Source organism: Candidatus Limnocylindrales bacterium, from assembly GCA_035571835.1.
GTDB lineage: Bacteria > Desulfobacterota > Binatia > UBA1149 > CAITLU01 > DATNBU01.
Genome location: DATNBU010000033.1, coordinates 69,098 through 80,728, shown reverse-complemented (window position 1 = coordinate 80,728; position 11,631 = coordinate 69,098). Strand labels below are relative to the sequence as shown.

Below are 11,631 nucleotides of genomic sequence, written 5' to 3'. Positions count from 1 at the left end.
GCCAATGGACCTAATGAAGCTGGCACGGTTGGGCCGAGGGTGGACGATTCGGAGGGGCTAAGGTGGATAGTCGAGCGTTCACAATCAGTGACGTTCTGTGACAGCCCCAGACTTGCGAAGACGCATTCCAGTGCAACATAGAGTGCAACAACGTCTCCCGTGTGCTACGTAGTCCTTGGTTTCTAAAGGAAATTTGCGGGAGAAGTTGAAACTTGGATTCCCCCCGCCTCCACCATTCCCCGCGCATCGCGGCGTGATTCCACATTGAGGGCTTGTTCTTCGCGACGCTTCGCGGGCCGGGCCGGGTGTGGCTGCAATCGCCTCGGCTCAGCCGCCTGGCTGGGCGTCTCGTGTCGGCGGTGCCGAGGTTCGGCCGGGGTAGTGGCGAAAAAGCTCGGTGCTTGGCGCTCTGGGCCGGATGATCGACGGAGCGTGCTGGGCTGATCCGACGAGCGGCATGAAGCAGGAGCTGTTACGCCGACCGCGCTGTCTGCGCTCACACCGCCTTCGGTCGAGCTGTTCGATCTGCGCGCATCAGTCGTCCCTTCCAACGGCTCTGCCGCTGCGTTATTCCAAGTCGACTTTTTCGTCGGCCGCAGGAGGATCAGATGAACCGAGCGAGCCAGGCCCGCGCACGATCAGGACTGTTCGCGGTGCTGTGCGCGGCATCGATTGCCGCTCCGTCCGCCGCGCTCGCCGAACCGTGTGGCACAGTGGTTGCCGCCGGCGCGACCGTGACGCTCACGGCGAACGTGGGTCCATGTGACGGTACGTTTGGAGACTATGCGATCACCGTAGAGGACGGCGGCACGCTCGATCTTAACGGCAAGACAGTCACGTGCCAGGATCTCGATATGAATTCGGAGATTCCTTCGGCAGGAATCGTGCTTCACGGAAGCCATGATCACGTCATCAACGGCACCGTCGACGGATGCGCGGTCGGTGTGCTGTTTTCCGGAGACGGTTACCACACCGTCGAAACGGTGACTGCCACGAACGGCCATGTTCCCGGTGGCCATGGGTTTGCAGTCGAGTTTACCAGCCCGAAAAACAGAGTGACGTACTGTACTGCCACGAATAACGCAGGGGACGGATTCAACATCGGCAGCGACAGAAATTCCGTCACATCGTCGAGCTCCAACGGCAACGGTGCAGCCGGCTTCAACGTCATCGGCAACAAGAACAGGTTGCTTTTCGTAACGGCCGGCAGCAACGCGACGTCCGGCGTCGACCTCGGCGGCATCAAGAACAAACTGACCTGCAACGCCGCGTCCAACGGGGACGGCGTCGTTGTCAACGGAGAAGGCTGCGGGGTGCGGGATTCGACGATCGCGAACAACGCCGACGACGGTCTCGTGATTGCAGCCTCGGCCAAGGCCTTGGACAACACCGTCAGCTACAACGCCTACGGAATTCGTGTCCAGGCGTCTGCCGCAAAGGTCAAGATCGCGCGCAACGACTCGTCGCTCAACTCCGTACGCGACATGACCGACGAGGTGGCGGGTTGCGGCGATCACAGGTGGACCGAAAATACCTTCGCGACGTCGAACGACGCGTGCATTCATTAGCGCGCGAGTACGCTGTCGCTGCCTAATTACGCAATGAGCGTCCGCCGACACACTCCCGCTGTGTGGAACAGGGCGTAACGATCTAAGATAGAGACGCCTTCTGGCGCCGGCCCGAAACAAACATTCCCCGCGGAATGTCGGGGCAGCTCGGCCATCTGAAAGGGCGTGTCGCGGCGGCAACGCTCTCTCGCGAGGTGACTGTAGCGTGACCATTCGTTCAAGAGCTCCATATCTAGCGACCGCAACCCTGGTAGTTGCATGGATCTGTCAACTGATACTGGCGCAGACACGCGCCACGGTGGATATCAAAGTAAAAGACTACGGACGAAAGGCTGACTATCCGACCTCGCTCGTTCCACATAACGTCACGTTGCGATTTTTCGGACAGCAGAACGAATACCTCGCAACTGCTCGCACCGTTGAAGGTTTCGAGTACATCCAAGCCATCCATCCAAACGCGGAGGTTGGCACGTGCCGACATCTTGAGCGTGCCCCGGAGGCATATTACTCTTGCTTTCGACAGTACCTTCAGTGGTGCGCGCGCTGGGCCCCGCGAGCACGCACCGTCGACGTTGAGATCGGCTCGTGCGTCTTGCGTCAGGTACCGATAAACATCGAAACACAGACCAAGGATACGGGACCGCTGACTTGGCTCGCCACATTACTCCCCAGGTTTTTCCCGCACGCCGGATTCCTCGCCCATCGCGATTTCCGCTTTTCTCTCGAGATCAATAGCCGAACGTGTGCCGTTGAACCACCTCCTAACTGATCCCCACGGAATCCGCGCCCGTCCAATTGCATCCCGCCCGCCGAACGGGCATCTGCTGAGTTACGCGGCGAATCGCCGCCCCGAGCTCGACCTCACTACGGACGCTCACTCAAACAAAGGAAGCACCCCATGCAGAAATCCATGCACGAAATCGATTACAGAATCGTCGGCGACGACATGCAGTTCGTCGAGATCGAGCTCGACCCGATGGAAGCGGTCGTCGCCGAAGCCGGCGGCATGATGTTCATGGACGACGGCATCGAGATGGAGACGATCTTCGGGGACGGGTCGCAGCAGAAGAGCGGACTTCTCGGAGCGCTCGTCGGTGCGGGCAAACGCCTGGTCACCGGCGAGTCGATGTTCATGACGGTCTTCCAGAATCGCGGCGGCGGAAAGAAGAAGGTTGCGTTCGGTGCGCCGTCTCCCGGCAAGATCATTCCGATTCATCTTTCCGAAATCGGTGGAGAAATTTTCGCACAGAAAGATTCGTTCCTGTGCGCGGCGAAAGGCGTCTCGCTCGGCATCGCGTTCGCAAAGAAGCTCGGCACCGGTTTCTTCGGCGGCGAAGGGTTCATCCTCCAGCGCCTGCAGGGAGATGGATACGCATTCGTGCATGCGGGAGGCGCAATTCTCGAAAGAACGCTTGCGCCGGGTGAGCTGCTGCGCGTCGACACGGGCTGCATCGTCGCGTTTCAACCGAGCGTCAACTACGACATTCAGCTCGTTGGCGGGATCAAGACTGCCTTCTTCGGCGGCGAAGGCTTGTTCTTCGCCACGCTGCGCGGGCCGGGTCGCGTGTGGCTGCAATCTCTGCCGCTCAGTCGCATGGCGGGGCGTATCATGGCAGCGGCGCCGAGGATGGGCCGCGGTGGAATGGAGGAAGGCTCGGTGCTGGGCAGTCTCGGGCGGATGATCGACGGAGCATCCTGAGTTTCCGCACGCGCCGGTTCGCAGTCTTCAGCCCGTAGAACGCCGCTTCGCCGCCTTCTCGTCCACGCCGGCCCATCCGGTGTCGATCTTCTTTCCTGCCGCGTCGAGGTCCGCGAACAGCGGCGCGTGATCCGACGGAACCGGCTTTCCTTTGCGCGCCTCGCGATCGATGTCGGCGTCGATGAGCCGCGCGGCCGCCGGTTTGCTCATCATCAGGTGATCGATCCGCATGCCGTAGTTCTTGTGGAAACATCCGGCGCGGTAGTCCCACCACGTGTAGCGGCCGACCTCGCGGTGACGCATGCGGTACGCGTCGGCGAGGCCCCATGCGCAAAGACGTGCGACCGCCTCTCGTTCCGGCGGTGAGACGTGCGTGCCGCCGTTGCACTCCGCCGGATCCCAGACGTCTGTGTCTTCGGGCGCCACGTTGTAATCACCGCCGATGACGAGTGCGTCGGCAGGATTGCAGGATTCCGCGGTCCAGCGCGTGAGGCGGTCGAACCAGACGAGCTTCGCACCGTAGAACGGTGTGCCCACGGCGCGGCCGTTCGGCGCGTAGATGCTGACGACGCGTACGCCTCCACAGGTTGCGGCGATCATGCGCGCTTCGCACAGAGGCTCGTCATCTCCCACGTCGTCAGCCGTTCGCGGCCGGAACGGCTCGCCGAAATTCGTGACGACGTCCGAAAGGCCGACGCGGCTCGCGATCGCGACACCGTTCCAGCGACCTTCGCCGTGATGCGCGAGCTCGTAGCCCGCGGCACGGAACGCCAGCGCGGGCACGTCCGCATCGCCAAGCTTGGTCTCCTGAATGAGGACGACATCCGGCTCTGCGCGCGCAAGCCACCACGTGACCTTCTCGAGCCGCGCCTTCAGCGAATTGACGTTCCAGGTGGCAATGCGCATCGCCGCGCATCCTGCGCGGGTCCGCCTCGCGTTTCCAACCATCCGCCGGGCGAAAAACTCCTTGCTTGCGACGGTACCGGCGCGTGCAACGTGGCTCACCGCCGCCCCAATTTCGTGAGCAACTATCGAGATCCGCGCGAGCCGGCGCCGAGCATGCGGTCAGGCCAACGCGGTAGCCTTGACCGTCCCGCCGCCTTTCCACTAGTCTCGCGCCCAAGGGAGGGACGTCCGGCACGTCTGCTTCGAGGAGAAGCGATGGCGGGCGAGCACTTTCATTGCCGGAGGGCTCCATATGTTCACGCTCTCGTCCCGCCCGCTCGTTCGTCCTTTGTCATTCGGATTTCTGGCGGTTGCGCTGCTGGTCCTGCCTCGACCGGCACGCGCGCTGATGCTCCGGCCCGTGTCGGATCAGATCGGTCAGCAGACGACCGGCCTCGGCCAACCATTCCCATTCCCGCTGCAGGTCATCGCGACGAATGACTCGGGCCAGCCGGTTGCGGGAGCCAGCGTTCACTTCGCGCTCGCGCAGCCGACGAACCCCGCCGCCGCGACGCTGTCCTCGACCGATGTCGTAACCAACAGCAGCGGGGTCGCCTCCGTGACGGCGACCGCCAACAACACCGCAGGCTTGTTCGGCATCTTTGCAACCAATGCCGGTGCGCCCAATCCCGCGATCTTTGCGCTGATGAACCTGCCTGTCGGCTACCGGCCGGGTCAGCAGCTGGCCGATTTCACAGCAGTCGACCAGGCGGGCGTCTCGCGCTCCATCCGCTCCTTTCTCGACGGCGGCACGAGCTACCTGCTGATCGACGTTTGCGCGATGTGGTGTCTGCCGTGCCGCGACGTGCAACAGAATGCGGCGCCGGCCACGGCCGAGCTGGCCGCAAGCGCGCTCAAGCTGCACGTCGTTCCGCTGCTCTGGCAGAACACGCAGGGCGCTCCGACCAATCAAACCAATGCCGCGACGTGGAGAGACACATTCTCGCTGCAGGAGCCCGTGCTTCACGCGAGCGGGAGCAACGCGTCGGCAATGTACAAGTCCAGCCAGCTTTACGTCGGATCGGAGCCCGGCGCAGGCACTCCGACATCGCTCCTGGTGGCGCCGGACGGAACGATCATCGACCGCCTCGTGAGTATCGCGCATCTTACGCAGGACGAGATCGTGCGCCGGGTAGGCGACCATTTCTGGCTTCCGGCCACGCACACGATGGCGGCCTCGCAGGCCGGTTTCAGGGTGGTCGTCGGTACCGCGTCGATGACCGGTACACTTCTGCCCGGCGTCGAGATGTCCGCGGCGCTCGGACGCGCACTCTTCCGCGACGAGGTTCATGCGCGCAGCCTCGCCGACATCCGCGATTCGCTGTCGTTTGAATTCCGCGCTGCCGCGCCGTTGCCGAGCACGGGCGAGCTCTCCGTCACGATCACACCGACGTGGCCCGATGGTCACCCGAGACTGCTCGCCGCGACTGTTCTCGAGGACGCGCGTCCGATCAGCCAGAAGTTCGGCGCGGAGTTCATTCCGCCGCTGGACGGCCCGCTGCCGCCGACCATCGTGCCGCCGGTGCAGATCGGTTTCAGCGGAGGAATCCTAAAGGCCACGTTCGACCTGGCCGGCATGCAGAGCCGCTGGCGCGAGAACGTCCAGAATGCGTTCAACCTCGCGCAGATCACCGCGGAACAGCGCGACGAGCTGATCGCGAACCTGCGCGGATTCACATTCACCGTGCCGTTGACGATCGACGTCGTCGCACCGCCGCCGCCCGTTCTCAAGGCGCTTCCCGCTTCGCCTGCCAACAACAACAATCCGATCGTGCGCGGAGGTGCCGAGGCCGGCTCGAGGATCACGCTCTACAGGACGGCAAACTGCACGGGGACCACGGCCACGTTCACGGAAGCTGTGCTCGAATCGGGCTTCGGATTCGTCGTCGGCGACGACACTACGACGACGCTGAGCGCAACCGCGACCGATGCGTCCGGCAACGTGTCCAAGTGCACGAAGGCGTTGGTGTACATCGAAGACTCGACGCCGCCGGTCGTGGTGCGCCGCAGCGACGTGGTGGTCGAGACCAAGGCGGCGTCGGCTACGGTCGTCTACACCAATCCGGCAGCCGCAGATTCGCTCGACGGCGCGACTGCGGTGACGTGTACGCCGCCGAGCGGCAGCAGCTTTGCGAACGGCTCGAACACGCCCGTGACGTGCACCTCGCAGGATCGCGCGAAGAACACCGGGAGCAACTCGTTCAACATCATCGTCCAGCTGCCGACGACCACCGGTGCGGTGACCAATCCCGGCGACACGACGGTGCCTCTCGGCTCGGTCGCCCACAGCCGGCGGGTACGCGTGTCGGCTGGCGGTTTCGTGCCGGGATCGACGGTGGCGATCCGATTCTTCGACTCCGATGCCGACGAGTTTGCGATCGGGACTGCACCCGTCGGCGACGACGGACGCTTCGATGCGCGGGTGAAGATTCCGCATGAGGCGACCCCGGGGCCAGGAGAGGTGATCGCGCTTGGTCACAGCGCCGGCGACGGCTCCGAGATCGAAAGGATCTGGGCTGTGACCGTCCGCCCGGAGTAAGCAGCCGCCGATCGCCGACCTTTGACGCGAGATCCGTGGGCCGCTTCGAGAGGAAGTCGCTCGCGACCTCGGGCTCGTTCACTCACCCGGGCAGATGGCACGCGGCGGTGGACGCCGTCCGTACCTCGCCTGCGCATTCTTCACGGAATGCGTCCGCTTTCACTTCATCGATTGACCGCGTGGTGCCATCGTCTCGACAAGGCGGGCAGTCCCGCAGTACGTGCGCACTACAACTGGAGGAGATTATGAGAAACACCACCATCGCGGCCATCATCAGTTGCATCGTGTTCGTTGCGGCCGGCACGGCGCAAGCCGAAGGAACCGGACTCGGCCAGATCGGCAAGGATCTCGGGGCGGGCGTAGCGCAGGGACTCAAGGCGGGACTGATCCCGGCGGCCGACAAGGACTTCATGCTCAATGCGGCCAGCGGAGGAATCGCCGAAGTCCAGATGGCGCGCATTGCCCTCGAGAAGTCGATGTCGCCGTCGGTCAAGGAGTTCGCGCAGCACATGATCAACGATCACACCAAGGCCAACGACGAGCTGAGAAGCATCGCAACAGCCAAGGGCGTAACGCTGTCGGACGTGCCGAACGCGAACCACAAGGCGCTGGTCGACAAGATCAGCTCCACACCGGCTCATGACTTCGACAAGACTTACATTCAGGAGTCCGGCATCAACGCGCATCGGGAAATGCAGACGTTGTTCCGTAACGAGTCCACCAGCGGGCTCGATCCGGAAATCAAGGCATTTGCCACCAAGACGCTTCCCACCGTGGAAATGCATCTGAAGGAATCCGAGAGGATCCACGACGACCTCCGCACGGCTCCTGCGACGAAGTAAGACAGCACGAGGTCGTAGCGCTCGAGCACACAAGAAGGCCGCTCCGAGTCACCCCGGAGCGGCCTTCTCCTGTGCGCCGCCTTGCTACCCGCTCCAGTCTTCGCGAGGCTGGGGGAAGAGGAACCGGTCACATGCCGAACGCAAAAGACTACGTCGCCAAACTCATCACAGGCATCCACGAATCCCTCTACCGCCTGACCGGCGGCGGACTCGGCGGAAGAGTAGCCGGCATGCCGGTACTGCTGCTCACCACCACGGGCCGCAAAAGCGGCCAGCCCCGCACGACGCCGCTCACGTACTTCGAGCTCGATGGCAACGTCGTCATCATCGCTTCTTACGGCGGCGACGATCGTCATCCGCAGTGGTACCAGAACCTCGTCCACAATCCGTCGGTCACGATCGAGCGGGGCAGGGGCAAGGAACAGCTGATAGCGCGCACTGCTTCGGCCGAGGAAAAGAAGAAGTGGTGGCCGACGATCACGTCGACGTATTCCGGTTACGCCGGATACCAGCGCCGCACGCAGCGAGACATTCCGGTGGTCGCAATGACGCCGGCGAACTGACGCGTTGAACCACTGTTCAGGGCGTCAGGCCTGCGCGAGACCAGGCCGCCCGGCTCCGCTCTCGACCTGATTCTGCCCGCGCACCCGAATCTCCTCGCCAGACTGCTGCCCAACAGGCAACATCACACCTCCTGCCCGCGCTTCGCTTCGTTGATTCGCCCGTCTTCCGGAGGGAACGACATGTTCGACCAGGCCTTCTCCATCCGCTTCCCGCGGTTCGTCGTCATCATTGCGCTTGCAGGTGCTCTCGCCGCAGCGCCGGACGCGCAGGCCGTCGTCCTCAAGTCGCAACTGCCCTGCCAGAAAGCAGTTTCCAAAGCCGGACGCCTCTACGCGACCACAACGCTCAAGATCAAGGCGGCGTGCGATTTCGACGCCTTCGGCAACCCCGGCACGAACCCGTGCAGCGACCAGAAGGTAACGGATGCCCTGGCGGCGGCAGCAACGAAGCTCGATGAGACGATTACCAAGTCGTGCGGCACGATGACGAGCGAGCAGCTGTCGGAGCCTCGGCCCGCGGGCTTGTCGCTCGCGCCGCTTGCTGCGCTCTTTCCTGCACTTCGAAGCGAGATCGATCGGCTCGTGGACGATCTCATCGATTCGCTTCATACAGCTTCGAGCGCCGGCGGCGGAGCCGCGCCGAGTGACGCAGCCCTGCATTGCCAGTCCGCACTCGACGCGGCGCTGAGAAAAGGGCTGCTGATCTCCTTCAAGAAACTCGGGTCTTCCTGCCAGGACCGCGAAGATGCCGGGAAGACCGTAACCGGCGAAACTTCGCACATCGTCGAAGCCTGCATCGCGCTGACACAGCTCGAGCTCGACGCTGCGTCGACAAAGATCGTCGACAAGGTAGCCGGCTCCTGTGATGCGACCGCGATCGCCGAGCTCGGTGCGTGTCCATCGGTTGCGGCCGACCGTACGGCGGCGAGCGTGAGCGGCTGCCTGCTCCGCGAGGCCAGAGCGGCGGGAGCAGCCGTCGTGATCTCCCTGACGCACCTCGGCGTGTCAGGTCGCGTCATCGGCCGCATCGAGATCAACGTTCCCGGAAGCATGACGGCAAAGGTCGGCGCGTCGAGCGTCCACGCCGTTGTGCGAAACGAGCAGCACCAGATCATCGGGCAGATGGTTTCCGACGCCTACGGACGCATCGACGTCGGAGTGCGCCCGCTCCAGCGTGTGGAGATTTGCCTGAGCCGGGGCGGCGTCATTTCGTGCTCGCCGGAGCTCGTGGATGTCGGGCTGGGGCCGGTCTACTTCGGCGACCGCGCTCTCGATTTCCCGCTCGGCGCAAACGAACAGGTCGTCACCGGCCGCGTCCGGCGGGTAGACGCAAGCCCGTGCTTCGAGGCCTCGACCGTTGCCGACTTTGCGCTTCGCGGCGGCGTGGTCGTCTCTCCGACCGGACAGCCCGCAAGCGGTGAGCGAACGCCGGTGTCTCCTACCGGCGATTTCGTGGTTGCCGTCCCGCTCTCCGGCGCTCAGACGCTTCACGCAGACTGCGGAACCGAAAACGTCTCCGTCGATCTCGGCTCACCGCCGCTTTCGACGAGTCCTGTCATCATCGACACCACGAACGATTTGCCGAGCGGCGGGACCGTGGACATGACCGACGATCAGGGTCAGCCCGTGACGGATCCTTCCACCGTAGATGCCGGTGACGTCGTCACGCTGCACGCATCGTTCACCGACGACGATCCGCTCGAGTACCGCTGGGAGATCACGCGCGGCAACGGAAAGTTCGTGGGCGGTGCGCTCGCCGACGACCGGCGCGCGAGCGGCGCCCAGGTCGACTGGCAGATGGGCAGCGATTCGAACATGCAGCAGGTCAATCTGTGGGCAAGCGATGCGAAGGGCGGCATCGAAACCCTCGTCGCGACGATCGGCCCGATCAACATCGGCCCGATCACCAGTCCGTGCATCGGACCGGTGAAGCTGCAGAAATTCCTGTGCGGGCTCGGCTATACGGCAGGCGTTCCTACGCCGAGCGGCGGCCTGTCGGACTTCCTCAGCTACAAATACCGCAACCCGTCGCGCAACAGCGCCGGCGACGCGTGCCTGTACTACAACCTGGTCGATCCCGACTGCATCGACATGAACTGCGACGGCATCGTCGACGCGGGCACCGATCCGATGGGCAAGTGCAAGCGCATGACGCTCGGCGGCTGGTGGCAGAAGAACGGGTTCAGCACGACCGGTCTCGGGCCCGACGTCGTCAGCGCGTGGTATCTCAACAGCAACGATCTCGGCTTCGGCCGCGAGATGCACTGCCGCGTCACGTCGTGGAGCTCGATCATCGCGGAAAGGCCGATCGAGGCGAGAACCTCATCCCAGAGCCTGGTCGAAGCGCTTCGCTCGGACATCCTCGCATCGCCGCTGGTTGCCGAGTATTCGAAGCTCTTCAACCTCTATCCGTCCACGGTCGCGTGCTACGTCACCAACTACACGACCGACCACTGCTTCAACTATCCGACTAACGATCCGCAGAATGCCGACCTTGCCTACCAGGGGCAGATCAATTTCGTGGCCAATCCGCTCGTCAATCCGCCCAACGCGTACGGCACGGTCGCGATGGAGTTCGGCCCGGTCGAAGGCTTCGGCCAGCTCGGCGCGATCACCAAGTTCTTCGTCTACAACGGACGGACGGCGGCGGGCAAAAGGCTGACGGCGGCGAATCTGGACGGCTGCGGCAACAAGAGCGTTCCCGAGCTGTGCATGAACTGTCACGGCGGCGACTGGCCGGGCGATTCGGGTCAGTCGACGAACGTCGACAACATCGTCGACGGCCTGAACCAGCCAGGTCTCGTGCTTGCCGGCATCGACGCGACCGATACGTCGCCGACCGATGCAGGCTACCTGCTGCGCCAGGACCTCATTTCGAAGCTTACGCGCGAGGAGTCAGGCTTCTCGTCTTTCCTGCCGTTCGATACCGACACGTACAAGTTTCCGGCGGCCGCGTCGCTCGCGTCGCAGGCGGCCGACATCCGCAAGCTCAACCAGATCGTGTTGTATACCAAGCCGGTCGATCCGATCCGCGACCTGATCAAGGGCTGGTACGGCAACAATCTCGTCAGCGGAACATTCACGCCGTGGCGTCCGACCGCATGGGACGACGACATCGGCCAGCCGGGCGACGAATCCGACCTTCACGACGACGTCTACGCGCGCGCATGCCGCGGCTGCCATGCGGCGCACTATTCGTTCAGCTCGTGGAGCTCGTTTCCGTGGTCGGGCCGCCTCTGCGACAACGGTTCTGGTTTTGCCGGCGGATCGCCGACGATGCCGCACGCAAAGCTCACGTACCTGAACCTCTGGAAGGGCGACTTCCCGCAGACGACGACGTTCTCGACGCTCGAGGCGTGGTATCTGGCGACGGAGGCACTTCCGAGCTGCAACTGATCGCGAATGCGCGCGGTTGCTGGCATCGAACAGGCCTGTCGCAGGTCTGCGCGAGAGCGCGGCCATGAAGGCCTTGTGC

Annotated in this window: 7 protein-coding genes and 1 pseudogene; 7 read left to right on the top strand and 1 reads right to left on the bottom strand. The window is 63.6% G+C overall.

From position 1 onward, the window contains the following. Positions 1-266 precede the first annotated feature (266 nt). The 3 genes and pseudogenes from VN634_14945 (at position 267) to VN634_14935 (ending at position 3,267) form a co-directional block, all read left to right on the top strand. A pseudogene (locus tag VN634_14945) lies at positions 267-430 on the top strand (TIGR00266 family protein). Positions 431-608: 178 nt separating this feature from the next. Then, positions 609-1,568, top strand: coding sequence for a hypothetical protein (locus VN634_14940; GenBank protein HXC52181.1), 960 nt, complete (start codon positions 609-611; stop codon positions 1,566-1,568). Positions 1,569-2,466: 898 nt separating this feature from the next. Next, on the top strand, positions 2,467-3,267 hold the full coding sequence (locus VN634_14935; protein ID HXC52180.1) for a TIGR00266 family protein: 801 nt from the start codon (positions 2,467-2,469) through the stop codon (positions 3,265-3,267). A 27-nt stretch (positions 3,268-3,294) separates the two neighbouring features. Here the strand turns inward: VN634_14935 and VN634_14930 are convergent, their stop codons facing one another. Then, a complete protein-coding gene (locus VN634_14930; protein ID HXC52179.1) occupies positions 3,295-4,173 on the bottom strand; it encodes an exodeoxyribonuclease III in 879 nt (292 codons plus the stop codon). A gap of 400 nt (positions 4,174-4,573) precedes the next feature. Between VN634_14930 and VN634_14925 the strand changes: the two genes are divergently transcribed. The 4 genes from VN634_14925 (at position 4,574) to VN634_14910 (ending at position 11,552) form a co-directional block, all read left to right on the top strand. After that, positions 4,574-6,751 carry an Ig-like domain-containing protein gene (locus tag VN634_14925; protein ID HXC52178.1) on the top strand — a complete coding sequence of 726 codons (2,178 nt, stop codon included), beginning with the start codon at positions 4,574-4,576 and terminating at the stop codon, positions 6,749-6,751. Positions 6,752-6,996: 245 nt separating this feature from the next. Continuing rightward, complete coding sequence (locus VN634_14920) at positions 6,997-7,593, top strand: DUF4142 domain-containing protein (GenBank protein ID HXC52177.1); 597 nt, start codon at positions 6,997-6,999, stop codon at positions 7,591-7,593. A 131-nt stretch (positions 7,594-7,724) separates the two neighbouring features. Continuing rightward, complete coding sequence (locus tag VN634_14915) at positions 7,725-8,156, top strand: nitroreductase family deazaflavin-dependent oxidoreductase (GenBank protein HXC52176.1); 432 nt, start codon at positions 7,725-7,727, stop codon at positions 8,154-8,156. A gap of 180 nt (positions 8,157-8,336) precedes the next feature. Beyond that, a complete protein-coding gene (locus tag VN634_14910; protein ID HXC52175.1) occupies positions 8,337-11,552 on the top strand; it encodes a hypothetical protein in 3,216 nt (1,071 codons plus the stop codon). Positions 11,553-11,631 lie beyond the last annotated feature (79 nt).